The organism is Sulfurihydrogenibium azorense Az-Fu1 (assembly GCF_000021545.1).
GTDB classification, from domain to species: Bacteria; Aquificota; Aquificia; order Aquificales; family Hydrogenothermaceae; genus Sulfurihydrogenibium; species Sulfurihydrogenibium azorense.
The window spans coordinates 588,423-610,317 of sequence record NC_012438.1 but is presented as its reverse complement, the minus strand read 5'-3'; the positions used below and the strand labels follow the sequence as shown (position 1 = coordinate 610,317).

The window sequence follows — 21,895 nt, the reverse complement described above, 5'->3', positions numbered from 1 at the left end:
AAAGTTTACATATTTTGTAAGAAGAAGGGGAGACTTAACTCCCCGTTGAAAATTTGCTAGATTTATTTTCCTAACTTTTGTTCTATTTCATATATTGCAATTGTTGTTTTTACTATTGAGTCAGGGTTTATAGAGATAGTGTCTATTCCTTGCTCTACTAAAAATTGTGCAAACTCTGGATAGTCAGATGGTCCTTGTCCACATATTCCTATCTTTTTACCTTTTTCTTTTGCCACTTTTATAACCTGTGCTATCATCCTTTTGACAGCTTCGTTTCTCTCATCGTATAAGTGAGCAACCAGCGATGAATCTCTATCTAATCCAAGAGTTAACTGGGTTAAGTCATTTGATCCTATAGAAAATCCATCAAAGTACTCTGCAAATTGGTCTGCAAGTATAACGTTAGATGGAAGTTCACACATTACGTAAACTTGTAATCCATTTTCTCCTTTTTTAAGACCATACTCTTCCATTACTTCTAAAACTTTCTTTGCTTCTTCAGGGGTTCTACAGAATGGAACCATAACTATAACGTTTTTAAGTCCCATTTTATTTCTTACTCTTAGTATAGCTTTACACTCTAAACCAAATGCAGGTTTGAAGAAGTCTGAGTAGTATCTTGAAGCTCCTCTGAAACCTATCATTGGGTTTTCTTCTTCTGGTTCAAAGTATTTTCCTCCCAGTAGGTTTGCATACTCGTTTGATTTAAAGTCAGAGAATCTTACTATTACAGGTTTTGGATAGAAGGCAGCTGCTATCTTTGCTATACCGTAGGATAGTTTTTTAACGTAATACTCTTCTTTGTTTTCATATCCAAATGTTAAATCTTCTATCTTTTCTGCCAACTGAGGGTCTTTTTGTTTTATTTCATCAAATTTAATAAGTGCAAGTGGGTGTATGGATATATAGTTATTTATTATAAACTCTTCCCTTGCAAGTCCAACACCAGCATTAGGTAAAAAGGTAAGGTCAAAAGCTCCTTCTGGAGATGCAACATTCATCATAATAGGAGTTTTTGTTTTTGGGAGATTTCTTAAATCAAACTCTTCTACCTCATATTCAATTTTTCCTCTATACACATATCCTCTTTCACCTTCAGCACATGATACAGTTACTTCATCACCGTTTTCTAGGACCTCAGTTGCATTACCAGTCCCTACAACTGCTGGAACACCTAACTCTCTTGCAACAATTGCTGCATGACAAGTTCTCCCACCTTTGTTAGTCACTATTGCAGCTGCTTTTTTCATTATAGGTTCCCAGTCAGGGTCTGTCATATCTGTAACTAATACTTCGCCAGGTTGAAAGTCTTTTGCATCTTCTAAATCGTGGAGTATTCTAACTTTACCAAAGGCTACTTTATCTCCAACAGCTATTCCTTCTACTATTCTTTTATTTATCCTTGATTCGTAAGGTTCTGTTATTTTATAAGTAATTATTTTAGAATGGTCTTTTTGAGAGTGGACTGTTTCTGGTCTTGCTTGGACTATAAACAGCTCGTTTAATTCTCCATCCTTTGCCCATTCTACGTCCATTGGAGTCCACTTACCATACTTATTTGAGTAATACTCTTCAATTGCCATAACCCATCTTGCAAGTTTTAAAACTTCTTCGTCAGTAAGAGAAAATTTCATCTGTTCTTCTTTTGAAACAGCTACTATCTTTGTTCTTTCATCTGGAGTTGTTCCGTAAACCATCTTGTGGGTTTTCCTACCTAACTTTTTCTCTATAATAGCTTCATAACCTTCTTTTAAAGTTGGTTTGAATACTAAAAACTCATCAGGAGTAACAGCTCCTTGAACGACCATCTCACCAAGTCCGTAAGATGCGTTTATAAGAACTACATCTTTAAATCCACTATCAGAGTCTATTGAGAAAGATACACCAGAAGAAGCAAGGTCTGACCTAACCATCTTTTGAACGCCAACTGCAAGACCTATTGCAAAGTGGTCAAACTTAAAAGCCTCTCTGTAAGAGATAGCTCTATCTGTAAATAAAGATGCAAAACAGCTTTTTATAGCAGAAAGTAAAGTCTCGTCTCCTTTTATGTTAAGGTATGTATCCTGCTGACCTGCAAAAGATGCGTTTGGTAAGTCCTCGGCTGTAGCAGAAGACCTTACAGCAACATCTACTCTAAATTGGTTGTACATCTTACTTAAATCTTCATAAGCTTTTAAAATCTCATTTTTTAGATCTTCAGGAAATGTTCCACCTTTTATAAGCTCTCTTATTGTGAGACCTCTTTTAGATAAGTCTTCAATATTATTTGGGTCTAAGCCTGTTAAAATTTCTTTAATTTTGTCTCTAAGGTTGTTGTAATCAACAAAATACCAGTAAGCCGCCGACGTAACAACAAAACCCATAGGAACTTTGATTCCGATGGAAGAAAGACCTTTGATCATCTCACCTAAAGAAGCATTCTTACCACCAACAAGTTCTATATCTTCCATACCTACTTCGTTAAGCCACATAACTAACTTTTTCATAATCAACCTCCTACTATTTTTGTAAAGTCTCCTAAGTATCTAAATAAATCGTTTATCTGTTTTAAAAGGGATAACCTATTTTGTTTTATCTTTTCATCTTCTACCATTATCATAACGTTATCAAAAAATTTATCTATATATGGCTTTAATTCTATCAGCTTTCCAAGAGCCCCTTCGTAGTCTTTACTTTCAATTAACTTTAAATATTCATCTTTTACAACTGACACTTTATCGTAAAGCTGCTTTTCATAAGGATTTTCCAGTAGTGTTTGATCTACGCATCCAGTAAAACCTTCTGGAATTATATTACCAACTCGTTTAAACACTTGGATAACACTTTCATAATCAGGTAAGTTTATTATTTTAGTTAGAGCTTTAACTTTTAGGTAGTTTCTATAAAGATTCGCATCCTTTAAAGAAAGGACAGCGTTTATAATATCTGTTCTATAACCTTTACTTTGCAGATAGCTTTCAAGTCTTCCAAGGAGAAAGTCTAAAACTTTTTCATCTTTTATAATTTTTGACAAGTCTATATCTATCTCTTTTTCAACTAACAATCTAACAATGCCTATTGCGTTTCTTCTAACTGCAAATGGGTCTGCTGAAGCTTTTGGTATTTCACCTATACTAAAGAATGATACAACTGTATCTATTTTATCTGCAAGGGCTAGGATCGTTCCAAGTGTTGTTTGTGGAAGGTCATCATCTGCTGTTTTTGGCAGGTAATGTTCGTATATAGCTTTTGCAACTTCTCGGTCTTCCCCCTGTTTTAATGCATAGTACATTCCCATTATTCCTTGTAATTCATCAAACTCTTTAACCATATTTGTAAGTAAGTCTGCTTTAGAAAGTAAAACAGCTCTCTCTATTTTAGTCTCATCTGTGTATCCTATCTCTTTAGCTATAATTTTTGCAAGATCTAAGTTTCTTATCACTTTATCGTAGAGAGATCCTAACTTTTCGTGGAATTGAATACCTTTTAACTTTTCTACGTTATCTTCAAGTTTTTGTTTTAAATCTTCTTTGTAGAAAAATAGTGCATCTTCAAGTCTTGCTTTTAAAACTTTTTCGTAGCCGTTTTTTATAACGTCCCTATCTTTCACGGCCACGTTTGAGAAGGCTAAGAATTTTGGAATTAGTTTTCCATCTTTTTTAAAGTTTAAGTATCTTTGGTGATGTTTACAAACTGTTATAATAACTTCATCTGGCAAGATAAGATACTCTGGAGAAAAATCTCCTACTATCCCTACTGGGAATTCTGTTAAACAGGTTATCTCATCTAAAAGGTCTTGGTCTTCTATGATTTGAGCGTCTAAAGACCTTGCAAAACCTTCATACTGGGTTTTTATTGCATTTTTCCTGTCTTCAAAGTTTGCTATTATAAATCCAAGTTTTGTTATCTCTTCATACTCATTGCTATGGTTTATCTGTTTTTTCTCTCCTCTTCCAACGGGAGCTGTCATAAATCTGTGAAGATGGGTATATCTGTCTGCATTCACACCTGCTACAGAAAATGGAATAACCTCATCATCTAAGAGGGAGACTACCCATCTTATTGGTCTTGGGAATCTATATCCTGAGTCGTTCCAAACCATAGATTTTAGCTGTGGAAAACTTTTAAATAAAGTAGGAATAACTTCCATTATGTGGTGTTTTAAATCTTTACCTTCTTGTAGTATTACAGCTCCTAAGTATTCCCCTTTTTCGTTTTGGATTTTTTGAAGATTTTCAAGGGGAATGTTGTTCTTTTGGGCAAAGGATAGAGCCGCTTTTGTAAATTTACCTTCTTGGTCAACTGCTACTTTGTAAGGAGGCCCGAGTATCACTTGCTGTTTTGGTGGTTGCTTTTCTCTTAGGTTTTTAATTAAAACTGCCAATCTTCTTGGAGTTGCAAAAACTTTTATGTTATCTGGAGAGTCGTACTCAAAAAACTCTTTAAAAGACTCTTCCACATACTGTTTTAAAAAGTCTTTATATGTTAGAATTACCTTTGGAGGTAATTCTTCACAGCCAATTTCAAGTAGATACGTTTTCATTACTACTCCTTGACTTTTTTATTAAAGGGTATCCAAGTTCTTCTCTGTGGGATACAAAGGCTTTTGCACACTCTTTTGCAAGGTTTCTGACCCTTGCTATGTACCTTGCCCTTTCGTTTACAGATAGAGCTCCCCTTGCATCAAGAAGGTTGAAAGTGTGGGAACATTTTAAAGCATAGTCGTAAGCTGGTATTGGAAGGTTTTTCTCTATTAGTTTATAGCCTTGGTCTTCATACATATCAAAAGTTTTATATAAAAAGTCAATATCTACAACTTCAAAGTTATGGATAGACCACTGTCTTTCTGCTTCTTTATAGATATCTCCGTAAGTAAGTCCTTCACTCCAGATTATATCGTAAACACTGTCAACTTTTTGAAGGTAGGTTGCTATCCTTTCAAGACCATAGGTTATCTCTACACTAATTTGGGGGAGGTCTAAACTGCCTGCCTGTTGAAAGTAAGTAAACTGGGTTATCTCCATTCCATCGAGCCAAACTTCCCATCCAAGCCCCCAAGCTCCAAGAGTTGGACTTTCCCAGTCATCTTCTACAAATCTAATATCGTGTTTTGTAAGGTCTATTCCAAGATGGGTTAAACTTTCTAAGTACAACTCTTGAGGGTTTTCTGGAGCTGGCTTTAAGATAACTTGAAACTGGTAGTAATGTTGTAATCTATTTGGATTTTCTCCGTATCTTCCGTCTTTAGGTCTTCTTGAAGGCTCTACATAACAAACATTCCAAGGCTCTGGTCCTAATACCCTTAAGAAAGTAGCCGGGTTCATCGTTCCAGCTCCAACTTCTATATCGTAAGGTTGCCATAAGATACATCCCTTCTCTACCCAGAACCTTTGTAATGACAGTATAATATCTTGAAATGTCATAATATTTCTCCAAGATTTTTAAAATACTTTTAAAATATTTTAACACATTTAGATTTTGTCTTTTTAAGATGTTATTATGCTTTGATAAATTTTAGATTAGCTACGGTGTAGAATTTAAGCTGATTTTGGGACAGTAAATCTAATATATTTTTCTTTGTTTCATCGTCAAACAATGTTTCTATATCGCTTTCAGTGTATGCTCTATTTTTAAATGTTTTTATGATATCTTCTTTATCTAAGTGAACTTTTTGAACCGATCCCCCTGATTTTCTTGTTGCAACGTTTACGTTTAAACCTTCAAACATTTTAGCAATCTCGTAAAGGGTTTGATTGTCTACTGGAAAAACTCTGTAAGCAGGAGGTCTATCCACCGTAGATATATCTATCCTATCTGGATTTATCTTTTTTGCAGCTTCTACTATCTTTTCTATTACTTCTTTTTTATCGTTAATATGTTTTACTACAAGAACTTCTAAAACAAGACTTCCTTTGTACTCTTTTCTAAAAGATATCATTCCTTTAATAATATCATCTATCTTTATTCCTTTTAATGGTCTGTCTATTTTCTCAAAAGTTTTTTGGTCTGCTGCATCTAAAGACAGCTTTACTATATCAAACTTTTTAAGAGCTTCTCTTACTGTAGGGTTATTTATTGTGCTACCGTTTGATAAAATTAAAGTTTTTGACGAACCTTTTATCTTATTTAACTTATCTATAAGCTCGTTTAATCTGGTGTAAAGAGTAGGCTCTCCGTTTGCTGTTGTTGTAATAACGTCAGGATAGTGATTTTTGGAAAGATAGTCGTGAACTTCTTTTACAATATCATCTGGGTCTGGCTGGTTTTCTATCTTATCAATAGGTCTTGCTTTTTCAAGTTCACAGTAGAGACAGTCAAAGTTGCAACTTTTTTTCTCGGGAGAAAGGTCTATCCCGAGAGATAAACCAAACCTTCTTGATAAAACAGGTCCAAATATGTACTTATACATAGTATCCATCTTAAAACTTTTGTTCTCCTTTTAATATATGCTAATTTTAAATTAAACGCTAAAGTATGTTGCTTCAGGGTGGTAAACTACTATAGCATCTGTGGACTGTTCTGGGACTATAAGGTGATTCTCTGTAAGTGTTATTCCGTATTCCTGTGGTTTTAGTATATCAAAGATTATATCGTTAATAGCTAAATCAGGACATGCAGGATAACCAGGAGAATACCTCGCTCCTTGATAGTTTCGTATCTGCCAGTTTACATCGTACAAGGATTCTCCTTCTGCTTTTGCTATACCAAGTTCTATTCTGATTTTTTTGTGTACTATTTCAGCTAAAGCTTCTGCCAGTTCAACTCCAAGACCGTGTATAAGATGATAGTCTTTATATTTACCTTGTTTAAAAAGTTCATTTTCATATTCTGATAGTTTTTTACCTGCAGATACCACTGTAAATGCAACTACATCGTGTCTATCATGGTGGAAGTAATCGGATAAGGACCTGTAAGGAGGTTTTGAAGACCTTGGAAAATCTATTTTTTTGTAAACTCTATCTAAAATATTCTCTAATGGTTCTCTGTTTACATCTTCCTCACTTTTCCAACCTTCTGAAGGAGGAAAGATAAGTAGAGATGACTCTCTATTGTCATTGTTTTTTAATCTTATAGGAAAATCTGACCTACAAGGATAATATCCGTATATAATTATCGGGTTAAATAAATCGTTTTCTATTAAGAGTTTTTTTAATCTTTCAAAGTTCGGCAGTATTTCCTCTTTTTTTAATTTTTCGTACTCTTCTCTCGATTTATCGCCTCTTGTGTATCCCCAAGCTCTCTTAAAAAGGGCTCCCTTATTTATCCACCTAAAAGCAAGTTCTCTTATTTCTTCATATTCAGGACTGTCTGGATGTATCCATACTTTTCTTCCCCAAAAAGGAGGAGTTGGTACTACAACATCCATAGAGGGCATTTTTATATCTTTTAAAGGAGGTATCTCTAACTTTTCTTCTATTTTTACTTGAGTTTCTTCCTCTTCTTTATAGCCTAAGTCTGTATCAAAGATACCTTTTTCTATTCTGGTCATTGCCTCTATTCCATCAAAGGCATCTCTACAGTAAAATATAGGACCATCGTAAACAGGTCTACAGTATTCATCTACAAACTTTTTGTTTAAAGCGGCTCCTCCCAGTAAAACAGGTATTTTTATTCCTCTTTTCTGCATTTCTTCAAGGTTGTTTTTCATCTCAAGGGTTGATTTTACAAGTAAACCACTCATTCCTATAGCATCTGCTTTATGCTCTTCAGCTGCTTTTAAAAACTGTTCAAGTTCTACCTTTATTCCAAGGTTTACAACGTTAAAGCCGTTATTTGTAAGTATTATATCAACAAGATTTTTTCCTACATCGTGAACGTCTCCTTTTACTGTACCAAGTACAAGTGTAGTTTTTTTCTTTTTGGTTGTTTTTGGTAAAAATTGATTTAGGTAATCTACTGCAGCTTTCATACTCTCTGCTGATTGAAGAACAAAAGGAAGTTGCATCTTTCCTTCACCAAAAAGATCTCCTACAATTTTCATAGCGTCTATTAGTATTTCATTGATAATCTTCTCTGGTGGTATCTTGTGCCGTGCTTCTTCTACGGCTTTTATAAGTTTTTCTTTCTCTCCATCTATTAGAAGTTTTTTTATTTTTTCTTCTATCGGAAGATTTTTAAAGTCTTTACTTTCTTCACTTAATATACTTTCTTTCTTTTTTGAAAAATAATGAATAAACTCAAAAAGTGGGTCTTTTCCATTTTCCCAAACATTAAATAAAAGATTTTCACATACTTTCCTATCTTCTTCTGATATTTTATGAAATGGAATAAGATGTTTTGGGTTTACTATAGCCATTGTTAATCCAGCTTCTACACAATGGTGCAGAAAAACAGAGTTAAGATACTTTCTTGCATGCATATCAAGACCAAAAGACACGTTGGATATACCAAGAACAGCTCCAACTTCTGGATGTCTTTTCCTTAATTCTCTAATAGCTTCTATTGTTTGAACTGCTGCATCCCTATACTCTTGATCTCCACTTCCAACTGTAAATGTAAGTAAGTCGAAAACTAAATCTTCTGGATCTAAACCATGGACTTTTGTTGCCCGTTCATACATTCTTTCTGCTACTTCTAACTTTCTCTCTTTTGTTTTTGCCATACCTTGTTCATCTATTGCCAAAAGGACTAAAGAAGTTCCAAATCTCTTTGCAAGTTGACAGATTTTGTCAAACTTTTCTTCAGAGTCTTCTAAGTTAGCTGAGTTTATAATTGGTTTTCCACCTATGTGTTTTAGGCCAGCTTCTATAGCTTTTGGTTGGGTAGAGTCAACCATTAAAGGTATAGGAATTTTTTCATTAAAACGCCTTATTACTTCTTTCATATCCTTTATCTCGTCTCTACCTGCATAGTTAACAGAAACATCAAGGGCATGAGAACCTGATTTTACTTGGTCTTGGGCTATTGCCAAAATTCCGTCATAATCTTCTTTCAATAGAAGCTCTCTAAATTGTTTAGAACCTGTTGCGTTTGTCCTCTCTCCAACTAAAAATGGTGGTGGATCTTGCTTTAAAGGTTGTGTCATAAACAGTGAAGCAAGGGATTTTGGTTGTTTTCCTACTGGTTTTTTTGGCTTTTTACCTTTTACTTTTTCATAAAGTGCTTTTATGTGTGAAGGAGTTGTTCCACAACATCCTCCTACTATTGCAACTCCATCAATGTCTAAAAATTTACTTTCTTTTTCTGCAAACTCTTCAGCGTTCATTGGATAGTAAGTCTGTCCTCCTCTGTTTTCTGGAAGTCCAGCGTTTGCATGTACTGATATATACCCTTTCCATACTTGAGATAATTTTCTCAGATGTTGTTCTACTTGATCTGGCCCTGTTCCACAGTTAAAACCAAGAGTAAGGATATCAAAAGGTTCCATTATGGCTGCAAGTGTTTGTGCGTCTGTACCTATAAGCATCGTTCCTGTAAGTTCTATAGTTGCAGAAACCATAATAGGAATATCTTTTCGTCTTTCTTTTGAAGCATCGTTAAGAGCGTGGAGTGCGACTTTTATCTGAAGTGGGTCTTGACAGGTTTCAACAAGAAAAACATCTACACCACCGTCAATTAACCCGTAAGCTGCAACTTTGTAACCTTCATACATAGTATCATAATCTATATGACCAAGGGAAGGAAGTTTTGTTCCAGGTCCCAAAGACCCTGCTACAAATCTTGGTTTTTCTGCTGTTGAGTATTTATCACATAACTGTTTAACAAGTAAAGCACCTGCCTTTGCCAATTCGTAAGCTTTGTCTGGGATACCGTATTCTTCAAGTACCCAAGGTAATGCTCCAAAAGTGTTTGTTTTTATAATATCAGCTCCGGCTTGTAAGTATTTCTCATGAATATTTTGTATAATTTGAGGTGCAGTTATATTCAGAATTTCATTACAGCCCACTTTTCCATCCCAAGCAGACATAGGGATAATGGTGGACTGTATCATTGTTCCCATTGCACCGTCTATAACTAAAACTCTCTCTTTTATTAAACTTCTTAAATCCATTTACACTCCTATAATCTTTATTATTACTCTTTTAGGCCTTTGTCCATCATACTCTGCATAAAATATTTCCTGCCAAGGACCAAGGTCAAGTCTTCCCTTTGTTATAGGCAAAACTACTTGAAGATGTGTAAGAAGATTTTTTAAGTGAGCATCTGCGTTGTCTTCGCCAGTTTTATGATGGTTGTAATCTGGTTTAAAGGGTGCAAGATTCTCTAACCACTTCCATATATCTTCGTGGAGTCCTTCTTCATCGTCTTGAATAATTATAGATGCAGTAAGATGCATAGCAGAAACTAAGCATAAACCCTCCTGAACTCCAGATTCTTCTACAGCTTGTGAAACATCTTTAGTTATTTTTATCAACTCTCTTCTATTTTTTGTGTTGAAAGTTAAATACTTTGTATAGGTTTTCAAATAAAACCTCCTAAAAGAAATGTATAATATATTTTAAACTTTTGCCGAAAAAATATATAAAAAATTTAGGAGTTAGAGAAATGGCTAAAAAAGTAATTGCAATTTTAATGGTGATGTTTGGGTTTAGCTTTGCCTTAGAGAAAAATATAACCATGTCTGAGTACTTAGATGAAGCTCAGAAGGCTTTAAAGATAGCATACGAATCAGGAGCCCACATTAAAGCTCAGTATGAATATGGAAAAGCACTTGGATTTTATAACATAGCAAAAGAACAAGCATCAGACTTCCAAACAGAAAATGCAATAGAAGCTGCTAAAAAATCAATTGAGTGGTCGTTAAAAGCCTTGGAAAAAACAAACACAGGAGAGACAAAATGAGAAAAGGAATTTTAATTACAGGACTGTTAACTTGTTTAGCTTTTCCTTCTTTTGCTGATGTTGAGTTAAACCTTGAAGAAATAGAAAAAAAGTTAGAGATATTAAAAGAGAAACATGCTCTTGAGTGTTCACCTACAGAAGTAGGTATAGTTGAAAGTTATATTGAGAGTTTAAAAGATGAAAAAAGGATGGAAAATGGAAAAGTAGAAACCTATTTACTTAAATCAGAAACTAAAAAGAGTATGAAAATAGAAGGTGTGAGTACTGTAAATTATCCAGTAAAGATAAAATACTTACTGTCTGTTATCGAGAAAAATATAAATAGTGATAAAGATGGGGATGGTATTCCTTGCTATAAAGAGATAGAGCTTGGTTTAAACCCTAATATACCTGATAAAGCACAAAAAGAAGTTAAAGTAGCAACAGAACCTCAAGAAATGAAACCATCAGATGTTATTACAAAAAACGAGATTAAAGAAGTCAAAGAAAAGCAAGCCTTAGAAGAGCCTGTAAGAGTTCACTTTTATCTTAACAGTGTATCTATTAAAAAAGAGTACCTTCCTTATTTAAATGTAGTAGCAAGATATCTAAAAACACATCCTGATGTTAAAGTTAAAATTGTAGGATATACAGATAACATAGGGTCTAAAGCCTACAACGATAAATTGGCTTTAAAAAGGGCAGAAACTGTTAAAAAGTATTTAGTTAAGATGGGTATAGACCCAAACAGAATATTAATAGAAGGTGTAGGAAAGGATAAATACATAGTCTCAAATAAAAATGAGATAGACAGATTTACAAACAGAAGAGCAGAGTTTTATGTTATAAACTTAGCGGAGTGATATTTGGCAAGCGGGAGAACTCATGACATAGTAAACCTTTTAGTCCTACCTCCCGCTGTTTACTTCCTTCAACCTACAGACTTCTTTGGATTTACGACAGGATACTTGGTAGGTACATTTTTTTTAACACCAGATAACGATATATACCTATCAAAACCAAATAAAAGATGGAACATTTTAAGGATAGTATGGTATCCCTACACAAAGATTTTCAAACATAGAGGTGTTTCTCATATTCCAATATACGGTACAGTTTTCAAAATTATTTATTTAACAGCTATTTTTCTGTTGATTTTTATTAGTTTTAAATATTTAATGAAATATCTTTATCCAGAAAAGCAGATTACTTTTGAGCTAAAAGACTTTAAAACTTTAATTTTAAATCAGTTTACTTTATCTTTCTTTATTGGTATAGTTTTGGCAGAGATTGTTCATATATTTACTGATATAATTTACTCTACTTTTAAAAAGCTAATACCAAAAAGAAGGAAAAGGAAAAGATGAGTTTTAGTGGAATAAGACTTTTCAAGGTTTTTGGAATAGAAGTTAACTTAGATTACAGCTGGTTCATTGCTTTTTTTCTCATAACTATAACGTTAGCCGAAGGATTTTATCCTTCATTTTACCCTGAATTGCCAAAGATAAACTACTACTTAGTTTCAATAGTATCTGCCATAACCCTTTTTATATCTGTCCTTCTTCATGAGCTTTCCCACTCATTGGTGGCAATGAGGTATGGAATACCAGTAAAGGATATATACCTTTTTATATTTGGCGGAGTAGCTTTGTTTCAAGATGAGCCTAAAACTCCTTCCCAAGAGTTTAAAATAGCTATTGCAGGACCTTTAATGAGTTTTTTCTTAGCTTCTTTGTTTTTTACAGCTGTATATTTCTATCCTAAAGATGACCTATTTAATGGATTTTTAAACTACGTGTTTATGGTTAACTTCTTTTTAGGAGCTTTTAACCTTATTCCTGCATTTCCATTAGACGGTGGAAGGATATTCAGGTCTATCTTGTGGAGTAAGTACGGTATATTAAAAGCTACAGAAATAGCATCAAAGTTAGGAAACATTTTTGGAATAATTCTTATTTTACTTGGAATTTTTAGCCTGTTTACAGGAAGTATAGTAAACGGTATCTGGCTTTCATTTTTAGGATTTTTTATAAAGAGAGCTTCTAAAGAAGCTTTACTATCAACAAAGTTAAACTACATACTGTCAAGGTTTAGAGTAGAAAACGTAATGAACGTTATGAACCCTGTACCAGCTGATTTACCATTACTAGAGTTTATAACTTACGAAAGACCAATTACAAGACTTTATCCAGTTTTGTTAAAAGACGGAAGAATACTTTTTTTAGATACAAGAGATTTAAGTAAAATACCTTACTACAAACAAGAAGAGCTAATTTTAAATGATGTTGTAAAACCGATAGATATTTATGTCTTACCAGATGAAAAACTATCAAGAGCTTACAGTTATATGAGAAAGAATAACCTTGAAGAAATCCCTGTTAAGTACAATAATACCTTTTTAGGAATATTAAGAAGGTCAGATATAGAAGATATTATATCAAGGTACTTGAGGGAGATAAATGAAAGTACTAATCATAGAAGATGATAAAGAGCTTTCCCACCTTATAGCAAAAAGACTTAAAGAAGAAGGTTTTGCCGTTCAGCAGGCATTTGATGCAGAAGAAGGAATGAGTTATGCTACCTATGAAGAGTACGACGTTATCGTTTTAGATATAATGCTTCCTAAAATGTCAGGCTACGAAGTAATACGACAATTAAGAGAAAAGAAGGTTAAAACTCCTATCTTAGTTTTAAGTGCAAAAGGAGAAATAGAAGACAAAGTGAAAGGACTACAACTTGGAGCTGATGATTACCTTACAAAACCCTTTAGCTTTCCTGAACTTATAGCAAGGATAAACGCCCTTATCCGTAGAACAAAAACCATAGAAGAGATATCTAAACTTAAGTATGCAGACCTTACAATAGATTTACTAAAAAAAGAAGTGTATCGTAATGGAAAAAAGATAAACCTTACAGCAAAAGAGTTTGAACTTCTAAAGTACTTAGTTGAAAATTCAGAAAGAATAATTACTAGAAATATGATTTTAGAAAATGTTTTCGATATAGACTTTGATATAGACAGCAACGTAGTAGATGTCCACATTCATAGGTTGAGAGAAAAGATAGACAAAAGATTTGAGAAAAAACTTATTCATACAGTTCGTGGCTTTGGTTATGTTCTCAAATCTGATTAAATTTTTTAATAAAATTTCTATAAAAGTAATTCTCTTATACTCTTTTACTTTACTTATCTCACTCTTAATATCTTTTTTCATGGTTTACTCTTTTTTTGAACTTTACTTAGAAAACAAGACAAAGGAAGAGCTTATAGAAAAAGCTAAATCTTACAAAATCTTATACAAACAAGAAGGATTAAATGGACTGAAAAATCAAATAACCAAAGAAGCTGAAATAATAAAAAGTGTAGAACTATTTTTTAAAATGTACGATAAAAAAGGAGAAATTATTTTAAACACAAACACAGGAATACATACGAAAGACTTAGTTATAAACTTAGAAAACTACGGAAAACTAAAACCAGATACATACATTTTAACTACTATAGAGTATTTTGATGTAATAATATATAAACTATCTAACAAACATATACTTGTAATAGGAAAATCAAAGTTAGAAAACAACAAACTACTAAACCGTCTTATGGAAATCTTCTATATATCAGGTATTATTGTATTTTTCTTATCCCTTACAGGAGGTATTTTAATAACAAATTCAATAACAAAAAAAATAAAAAATATATCCAACACAGCAAAAGATATAACAACCAGTATGAAACTTGATAAAAGGGTAGCAATCACAGGTAGTAAAGATGAGTTAGACGATTTGGCTTTACTTATAAATGATTTGTTAGATAGAATAGAAACTCTTATAAGAACGCTAAAAGAGACTACAGAAAGTATAGCCCACGACTTAAAAACACCTATAACAAGAATAAGAAGCTCAGCAGAAAACCTTTTAATGAAAGGTAATTTATCCAATGATTGTGGAAATTTGCTCGTTTACATCATAGAAGAGACAGACTCATTAACTCAGATGATAGAAGATTTACTTACACTATCAAAGCTAGAATCAGGAACTTTTCAACTTCAAAAAGAGAAGATAAATCTATCTAACATAGTAAAAAAGATATACAACCTTTTTAAAGATTACGCCCAGACAAAAAAAATAGATATAATCCTAAACATTCAAGAAGATGTCTACATCTACGGAAATGAAAAGTATATCTCACGAGCAATAGCTAACTTAATAGATAACGCAATTAAATTCAATAAAGAAAACGGGTATATAAAGATCGATTTACTGGAAAACGATAATAAAGAAATTATCCTAAAAATAGAAGACTCAGGGATAGGGATACCTCAAGAAAAAATAGACAAAATCTTTGAAAAATTTTACAGAGTTGATGAAAGTAGAGGAATATACACTGGAAGCGGTCTTGGACTTAGTTTAGTTAAAGCAATACTTACTCAGCACGATACAAAAATAGAAGTTCTCAGTGAGGAAAACATTGGTACAACCTTCATAATTACTTTTCAAAAGATTACAAATTTGTAATTTTCTTTTAATTGATTTGTAATTTTCTTAATGTAAAGTATTTAATGTAAATCAAAGTAAGGAGGTAATACTAAATGAAAAAATTAGTACTCGGTTCTGTGGCAGCTGTATTATCAGCATCTTTACTTTTCAGCTGCCAAAAGAAAGAAGAACAACCAGCTGAGCAACAACAACCTGCTCAACAAGCAGCTCCTGCACCAGCTCCAGCTGAGCAACAACCTGCTCAACAAGCAGCACCAGCAGGACAAGAGCAGCAACAACCTGCACAACCAGCTGGAGAACAAAAACCAGCTGAACAACCTGCACAACAACCAGCAGGCAAATAACTTAAATCTTTTATAGGAGGTAGTAGTATGAAGAAGTTAGTATTATCAGCACTCTCAGTAGCAGTTTTAGGTCTAGGATTCGCATCTATCGCTGAAGAAAAAGCAGCAGCTCCAGCAGCAGAAGGAGCAAAACAAGAAGCTCCAGCTAAAGAAGAGAAAAAAGCTGAAAAGAAACAAGTAAAGAAACAAGTAAAGAAACATGTAAAGAAAGAAGAGAAAAAAGAAGAAAAACAAGAAGAGAAAAAAGAAGAAAAACAAGAAGAGAAGAAGTAATCTAAGACAGGGGCTTTATGCCCCTGTTTTCAAATCATCTAATTCATCTCATTCTCCAATAATCGATATCAAAAAATCGACGAAAATCCTTGATAATTCTTAAAAATCGTTATATTATCTTTATAACTAAATCTTAGGTTATTAAAAATGGAAACTACCCAAATAAAAGAAGCAAAAGAGCTTATTGATAAGATTAACTACTTACCTGAAAAAGAAAGAGAGGAAGTAGTAGAAGCTATAGACTTTATAGTAGAAAAACACAAAGATCAATACAGAAAATCAGGTGAGCCATACTACATTCATCCAATAGAAGCTGCTAAAATATTAGCAGACTTGAAATTAGATAAGGTATCAATAATATCTGCTCTCTTACACGATATACTTGAAGATACAAATACAACTACTACTGAGATAGAAGAAAAGTTTGGGAAAAAAGTTTCACAGATAGTTGACGGTGTTACTAAAATAGGAAAGTATAACTTTGAAAACTTAGAAGATGCAAAAGTAGAGAATTTTCGTAAACTTATAATATCAACATCAAATGATATTAGAGTAATCCTTGTTAAACTTGCAGATAGACTACACAATCTAAGAACGCTACATTACCTTAGAGAAGATAAGCAAAAAAGGATAGCAAAAGAAAGCCTTGAAATATACTCACCTTTAGCAGGAAGACTAGGTCTATGGAATATAAAAAGGGAAATTGATGACCTTTCTTTTATGTACCTTTATCCAGAAGAGTATAAAAAAGTAGTTTCTTACTTTGCTACATCAAAAGAAAAAAGTGAAAAGTATCTAAAAGAGAAAGTAATCCCTGAGATAGAAAAAATACTAAAAGAGCATAACATAAATGCAACAATCCAGTACAGGTCAAAACACATATATAGTATATACGAAAAAACATTAAGAAAAAACCTTAAACTTAGTGACATTTATGACATTTTTGGAGTAAGAATACTAGTAGAGGATATAAAAGATTGTTATTTAACTCTTGGACTTATACACTCCATTTGGACACCTGTTCCAGGAAAGTTTAAAGATTACATCTCACTTCCAAAATCAAACTTCTATCAAGCTCTTCACACAACTGTAGTAGGTCCTGAAGGTAAGTTTGTAGAAATACAGATAAAAACTCATCAAATGCACAAAATTGCAGAAGAAGGTATTGCAGCTCACTGGAGATACAAAGGTGGAAATCATTTAACTGAAAAAGACGTAGAAGCATTCAACTGGTTGAAAAACATAGTAGAAACATTAAAAGAAACAAAAGACTCTAAAGTTTTAGAAGACATTAGTACAGATTTATCTTCAGAAGAAATATACGTTTTTACCCCGAAAGGAGATTTGGTAAAGCTACCTTCGGGTTCTACAGTTGTAGATTTTGCTTACGCTATTCATACAATGGTAGGTCATAAAGCAGTTGGAGGAAAGGTAAACGGTAAGTTTGTTCCCCTTGATACTAAACTAAAAAGTGGAGATTTAGTTGAAGTAATAACAAAAGAGGGACATTATCCCTCAAGAGACTGGTTAAAGTTTGTGGTAACCTCAAAAGCAAAGACAAATATAAAACAGTTTTTATCAAAGATAGAAAGAGAAAAAAGTCTAAAGTTTGGAGAAAAACTTTTAGACAAATTCCTAAAAAAGGTTAATCTAAAAATAACTTCTTTAACAGAAGAAGATAAACAAAAGATACTATCAAAATACAACTATAAAAGTTTTGAAGACCTTTTAATTGCAGTAGGAGATGGAAAAATATCCCCTTTAAAAATTGTTAATCTATTTAAAGAAGAAAAACAGGGACAGTTTTTAGAAAAATCACTAACACAAGAAAAAAAGAAAGAGATATTTATAGAAGTAGATGGAATAAACAATGTCCTAAGCTTTATAGCAAAATGTTGTAATCCTATACCGGGTGACGATATTATAGGAGTAATAACAAAAGGAAAAGGAATAGCAATACATAATAGAGAATGTAAGAATGCTAAAATTGTTGAAAATACAGAACCAGAGAGATTAGTAAATGTTATATGGAAACAAAACGAAAAGATAAAATATTTAACAAATATAAAAGTGATAGCTGAAGATAAACCCGGTGTTTTAGCAAACATATCTAATGTGATAGCATCTACAGGGTCAAACATAAAAAATGTTAAAGTCTCAGAACTGAAAGATAAAAAAGCATTAATAAAATTTTCATTAGAAGTAAAAGACAAGAACCATTTAAACACTATATTAAACTCAATAAAAAATTTCTCCGATGTTGTTAAAGTAGAAAGAATTTAATAAAAAGTCCCCTTTTTGGGGACTTTTAGATTTATGCAACTTCTGCTTTCTTTTTAGGTGGTGGCGGTAAAAAAGATTCAAGACCTTGAGATTTTGCCCACTCTGCTGCAAGCTCATAAGCAGCTTTAGCTGTGTTTAAGTTTTTCTCTATTAATTCTAACTTTTTCTTAAACTTTCTTTCAAGAGCTGAGTCTAACGATGCTGTACCACCAGATGCAACGAATTTTTTAAGGAATCTTGCTTTAATACCTTCTTCTATAGCCTCAAGCCCTACAGATCCGATACATCCAAATAGAGCTCCAACCATTGCCATATTTGTAGCAAGTTCCGTTCCCGCTTGTTCAATAGCAAACTTTGTCGCAGGGAAGTTGTAAACTTTAACATTTAAAGAATCAAGGTAAGCTTTATCACCAGGAGTTAAAAGATCTTCTTCTGAGTTAATTATAATAAGTCCATTTTTCTTTATTCCAGAGTAGAAAGGCATTGTGTAGGATTTACCCATAGTTATAACATGGTTATGAAAAACCATAATAACATCTGGATATACAACCTCTCCTCTGTCATAAATCGGCTCTACACCTATTCTTGCATAACTTTCAGCAGGAGCCATTCTTTTTTCAGCCCCAAAGAATGGATTAGAAACTGCATAGTAACCTTCATAGTCTGCAGCTGTAGCTATTATATGAGCTGCCGTGACAGCCCCTTGTCCACCAAGACCAGGCATTCTAATATTGACTCTTTTTCTTTTCATAGTAAGCCCTCCGCTTTTTTCCTGTTAATTACTTCCTCTGCTTCAGGAGATATATACTCAAAGAAAGCGAATCTTTCTTTATCCTTTGATCTCATCTCTTCTAGACCTTGGTCAGAGTTGAGACCTATTTCAAGTATACAAGGAGTGTAAAGATGAACATATGTTGGTCCTACTTCTCTAGCTACATATACAGCTTTTTTAATTACGGATTCTACTCTCTTTGGAGAAGAAACTGTCAACCTTGCTACATATTTACAACCAGAGTCTATAGCCAGTTGCCACATTGGAACTTTTTCAAACTGCTTACCTTTAGGAGCCATTTTAAACACGTGGCCTTTAGGTGTAGCTCCACTCTCTTGTCCACCTGTGTTTGCATAAACCTCGTTATCAAAGCAGATAGTTGTAATTTTCTCTTGTCTAAAGAAAGATTGCAATGTACAGTCCAATCCTATATCTATAGTAGCTCCATCACCTGCCAATACTATAACATCTTTAACTTTATCAGGGTATCTATACTCTAAAACCCTCTTTATTCCAGATGCTACAGCATTTTGGTTTCCGAAAAGAGAGTGAACTGTATGCATTGCAATGTGAGGGAATACCAAAGAAGTACATCCTGTTGAGTTAACTATAACAGTATCTTCAGGATTGGGTATAGATGCCATAATATACCTTAAAGCAGCTGCTTCGGGGCAACCAGCACACAAAGAGTGTTCTTCAATTAACTCCTTGTGGAAAGGAAGATCCATTACTCCCCTTTTAGGATTTCCCCAAGTTGCATTCTCTTGAAGATCAACTATCTCTTTTGGCATTACATCTAAAAATTCTTCATTTATTTGAAACACTTTAAAAGACATACCGTATACCTCCTACTTAAATTATCTAACTTTTAAATAGTCTAAAACTTCTTCTACAATTACCTCAGCTGGCATTGTCATACCACCTGCCACTCTTGGAGCTCCTATTATTTCTGCATCTGAATGCTTGTATAAGTATCTTCTTACCTCTCTTTCCATCCAACCTACAACATTAAACTCAGGAACAAAAATGTACTTAGCATTTTTAACAGCTGATCTTAACTCTTCATATGGAAAAGGTCTTATAGTTTTTAATTTAACTACTTTAGCATCTATACCATGCTCATCTTTTAATAATCTAACTGCTTCTTTCGATTGAGATGCCGCAGTACCTGCTGCAACGAATACAATATCAGCATCAGGGTTTCCAAACTCTTCTATTAAACCTCTTAAGTAATGTTTTGCATAAGGTCTTGACCTTTCTATAGCAGCTCTAACTTCAAACTGCCAGCTTGCATGGGTTGCGTAAGATATATAGTTAGATTTCATAACAAATGGGTCTCTTAAAAATCTTCCAGGAGGAACTTCTAGATCTATAACAGGCATAGGAGCTTTTTTAGGGTCGTAAGGAGGTAAAGCTATGTCATCTGGTGGAAGCATTACAGCTTCTCTTGTGTGAGACACAAAGAAACCGTCAACTACTGTTATTACAGGTACATGTACAGCTGGTTTTTCAGCTACAACAAATCCTGCTAATATCATATCAAATAAATCTTGAGCGTTCTCTGCATACCATATCATACATCCTGTATCTAATAAAAATCCTACTTCAAGGTTATCTGGCTGAATAGACAAAGGAGAATTAACACCTCTTGCCATAAGTACTAACTGAACAGGTATTCTTGTTCCTGCCCACATTGGGAAGTTTTCAAAGGCTCTTAATGTTCCAGGACCTGATGTTGTAGTAATTGTTCTTGCACCTGCTAAAGCACAACCTGCAACCTCTGACATAACACCAAACTCAGATTCACCTCTGAAGTATACTCCAACGTATCCTTCAACCCATAACTCACCTATTAGGTGTGCAGCTTCTGACTGTGGGGTTATAGGGTACGATACTGATGCATCTACAGATGCTCTTTTAACGGCTTCTTTAACAGCTTCTGAACCTGTCATAAAGAACTTTTCCCTTGGAGCTTCAAATAGAAGGTAATCTGGTGATACTATTTTTTGACCTGACTTATTATATTGAACTTCTGTTGTTAATGGGTTAATCATGATAAAACCTCCTGATATTTGTAAAAATAATCTACTTATAAAATAATTTATTCAATGACTATTATCATAAATAAAATAATTATAATTAAACTTATTTTCCTAATTCGGCTCTAACTTGCTTAGCTATTTCAATAAATTTCTCTAATTCTTCCGGATGTTGGTCTCTTAGTGTTATCATTGCATCTTCGTGTCCTTCCATACTACACATAGCTATAGTGAAACAATCTGTTTCAGCTCTAATTATTTTCAATGCAACGTTAGCATAATGACAATGTACTCCTATAAATATGCAAGCTTTTATATTATTATGCCAGATAGTCAAATTTGGATGGTTTGGATTTATTTCCACTTCAGGGTTAATTTTAGGATATTTAGGTCTGTAATCATACATAGGGATTATCTTAGCACCTAGCACATTAGCTAACTCTTTTATAAGTTTTGCTTTTTTCTTTGCATCTTCACTCCAAGCATATAAAACTTGAGGTCCTGGAAATATAGTAGGGTTTTCTCTTGTCAACATAGCTTTTGCAGCTTCTTTCATTGCAATTTCTTCATCTACTATCTCATCAAAAAGTAAAGCTTTTCCTGGTGGTGGATTAAGAACAAATTCTTTAACAGCTGCTGGATATGGTGAAAATCCCATAGGTCCTAATTTTGCCATAGTAATACCTCCTATATAAAAAAAATATTTTAAGTTGCTGAATGTACTTCTGGCATTATCATATGTATAGCATTTCTTTTTAAAAGATTGCTACACACATATACACACAGAGCACATCCTTTACATCTGTTAGCATAAACAAAAGCATGTCTTTCTTCAGGAGTATCAACATACATCAAAGTGTTTGGTTCTGGGCAAAATAAAGTACATTGATTACACTTGTACTTGGTACATTCATCATTTATAACTTCTGCAACATAATACATTAGAT

Annotated in this window: 20 protein-coding genes; 9 read left to right on the top strand and 11 right to left on the bottom strand. The window is 33.4% G+C overall.

Going from position 1 to position 21,895, the window contains the following annotated elements; genetic code table 11:
- Positions 1 to 62 precede the first annotated feature (62 nt).
- The 6 genes from ppsA to SULAZ_RS03255 form a co-directional block, all read right to left on the bottom strand.
- Entirely contained in the window at positions 63 to 2,486 is a 2,424-nt protein-coding gene (ppsA, locus tag SULAZ_RS03280) for a phosphoenolpyruvate synthase (protein ID WP_012674435.1), read from the bottom strand.
- A 2-nt stretch (positions 2,487 to 2,488) separates the two neighbouring features.
- On the bottom strand, positions 2,489 to 4,522 hold the full coding sequence (gene glyS / locus SULAZ_RS03275) for a glycine--tRNA ligase subunit beta (protein WP_012674233.1): 2,034 nt from the start codon (positions 4,520 to 4,522) through the stop codon (positions 2,489 to 2,491).
- Positions 4,503 to 5,402, bottom strand: a complete 900-nt coding sequence (locus tag SULAZ_RS03270; protein ID WP_012674557.1) for a glycine--tRNA ligase subunit alpha — start codon at positions 5,400 to 5,402, stop codon at positions 4,503 to 4,505. The genes glyS and SULAZ_RS03270 overlap by 20 nt, the downstream gene beginning before the upstream one ends.
- 74 nt (positions 5,403 to 5,476) lie before the next feature.
- Positions 5,477 to 6,388: a radical SAM protein gene (locus SULAZ_RS03265; protein WP_041675996.1), complete on the bottom strand. Its 912-nt coding sequence runs from the start codon at positions 6,386 to 6,388 to the stop codon at positions 5,477 to 5,479.
- A 51-nt stretch (positions 6,389 to 6,439) separates the two neighbouring features.
- Positions 6,440 to 9,970 carry a methionine synthase gene (metH, locus tag SULAZ_RS03260; protein WP_012674314.1) on the bottom strand — a complete coding sequence of 1,177 codons (3,531 nt, stop codon included), beginning with the start codon at positions 9,968 to 9,970 and terminating at the stop codon, positions 6,440 to 6,442.
- On the bottom strand, positions 9,971 to 10,384 hold the full coding sequence (locus tag SULAZ_RS03255) for a secondary thiamine-phosphate synthase enzyme YjbQ (RefSeq protein ID WP_012673596.1): 414 nt from the start codon (positions 10,382 to 10,384) through the stop codon (positions 9,971 to 9,973).
- A gap of 80 nt (positions 10,385 to 10,464) precedes the next feature.
- Between SULAZ_RS03255 and SULAZ_RS03250 the strand changes: the two genes are divergently transcribed.
- The 9 genes from SULAZ_RS03250 to SULAZ_RS03210 all read left to right on the top strand — a co-directional run bounded on the left by SULAZ_RS03250 (position 10,465) and on the right by SULAZ_RS03210 (position 18,137).
- Positions 10,465 to 10,761 carry a hypothetical protein gene (locus SULAZ_RS03250; protein ID WP_012674295.1) on the top strand — a complete coding sequence of 99 codons (297 nt, stop codon included), beginning with the start codon at positions 10,465 to 10,467 and terminating at the stop codon, positions 10,759 to 10,761.
- Positions 10,758 to 11,603 carry an OmpA family protein gene (locus SULAZ_RS03245; protein ID WP_012673799.1) on the top strand — a complete coding sequence of 282 codons (846 nt, stop codon included), beginning with the start codon at positions 10,758 to 10,760 and terminating at the stop codon, positions 11,601 to 11,603. Before SULAZ_RS03250 ends, SULAZ_RS03245 begins: the two co-directional genes overlap by 4 nt.
- A gap of 3 nt (positions 11,604 to 11,606) precedes the next feature.
- Positions 11,607 to 12,107 carry a metal-binding protein gene (locus SULAZ_RS03240; protein WP_012674652.1) on the top strand — a complete coding sequence of 167 codons (501 nt, stop codon included), beginning with the start codon at positions 11,607 to 11,609 and terminating at the stop codon, positions 12,105 to 12,107.
- Positions 12,104 to 13,225: a site-2 protease family protein gene (locus SULAZ_RS03235; protein WP_012674140.1), complete on the top strand. Its 1,122-nt coding sequence runs from the start codon at positions 12,104 to 12,106 to the stop codon at positions 13,223 to 13,225. The genes SULAZ_RS03240 and SULAZ_RS03235 overlap by 4 nt, the downstream gene beginning before the upstream one ends.
- Positions 13,200 to 13,874 (top strand): response regulator transcription factor, encoded by a 675-nt coding sequence (locus tag SULAZ_RS03230; RefSeq protein ID WP_012673727.1) that lies wholly within the window; start codon positions 13,200 to 13,202, stop codon positions 13,872 to 13,874. Before SULAZ_RS03235 ends, SULAZ_RS03230 begins: the two co-directional genes overlap by 26 nt.
- Before the next feature lie 79 nt (positions 13,875 to 13,953).
- Positions 13,954 to 15,255 (top strand): sensor histidine kinase, encoded by a 1,302-nt coding sequence (locus SULAZ_RS03225; RefSeq protein WP_228357463.1) that lies wholly within the window; start codon positions 13,954 to 13,956, stop codon positions 15,253 to 15,255.
- 74 nt (positions 15,256 to 15,329) lie between these two features.
- Positions 15,330 to 15,581: a hypothetical protein gene (locus tag SULAZ_RS03220; RefSeq protein WP_012674524.1), complete on the top strand. Its 252-nt coding sequence runs from the start codon at positions 15,330 to 15,332 to the stop codon at positions 15,579 to 15,581.
- Positions 15,582 to 15,608: 27 nt separating this feature from the next.
- Positions 15,609 to 15,854, top strand: a complete 246-nt coding sequence (locus tag SULAZ_RS03215; protein WP_012673822.1) for a hypothetical protein — start codon at positions 15,609 to 15,611, stop codon at positions 15,852 to 15,854.
- 147 nt (positions 15,855 to 16,001) lie between these two features.
- On the top strand, positions 16,002 to 18,137 hold the full coding sequence (locus SULAZ_RS03210; protein ID WP_012674577.1) for a RelA/SpoT family protein: 2,136 nt from the start codon (positions 16,002 to 16,004) through the stop codon (positions 18,135 to 18,137).
- A gap of 31 nt (positions 18,138 to 18,168) precedes the next feature.
- On the opposite strand, the gene SULAZ_RS03205 is transcribed toward SULAZ_RS03210, so the two are convergent.
- The 5 genes from SULAZ_RS03205 to SULAZ_RS03185 form a co-directional block, all read right to left on the bottom strand.
- The gene (locus SULAZ_RS03205; RefSeq protein ID WP_012674038.1) at positions 18,169 to 18,888 is read right to left on the bottom strand and encodes a 2-oxoacid:ferredoxin oxidoreductase subunit gamma family protein; all 720 of its coding nucleotides are present in this window, start codon (positions 18,886 to 18,888) and stop codon (positions 18,169 to 18,171) included.
- The gene (locus SULAZ_RS03200; RefSeq protein WP_012674762.1) at positions 18,885 to 19,745 is read right to left on the bottom strand and encodes a thiamine pyrophosphate-dependent enzyme; all 861 of its coding nucleotides are present in this window, start codon (positions 19,743 to 19,745) and stop codon (positions 18,885 to 18,887) included. Before SULAZ_RS03200 ends, SULAZ_RS03205 begins: the two co-directional genes overlap by 4 nt.
- Before the next feature lie 21 nt (positions 19,746 to 19,766).
- A complete protein-coding gene (locus SULAZ_RS03195) occupies positions 19,767 to 20,963 on the bottom strand; it encodes a transketolase C-terminal domain-containing protein (RefSeq protein WP_012674199.1) in 1,197 nt (398 codons plus the stop codon).
- Positions 20,964 to 21,054: 91 nt separating this feature from the next.
- Positions 21,055 to 21,624: a carbon monoxide dehydrogenase beta subunit family protein gene (locus tag SULAZ_RS03190; protein ID WP_012674940.1), complete on the bottom strand. Its 570-nt coding sequence runs from the start codon at positions 21,622 to 21,624 to the stop codon at positions 21,055 to 21,057.
- A 29-nt stretch (positions 21,625 to 21,653) separates the two neighbouring features.
- A complete protein-coding gene (locus SULAZ_RS03185; RefSeq protein ID WP_041675799.1) occupies positions 21,654 to 21,890 on the bottom strand; it encodes a ferredoxin oxidoreductase in 237 nt (78 codons plus the stop codon).
- Between the last annotated feature and the right edge of the window lie 5 nt (positions 21,891 to 21,895).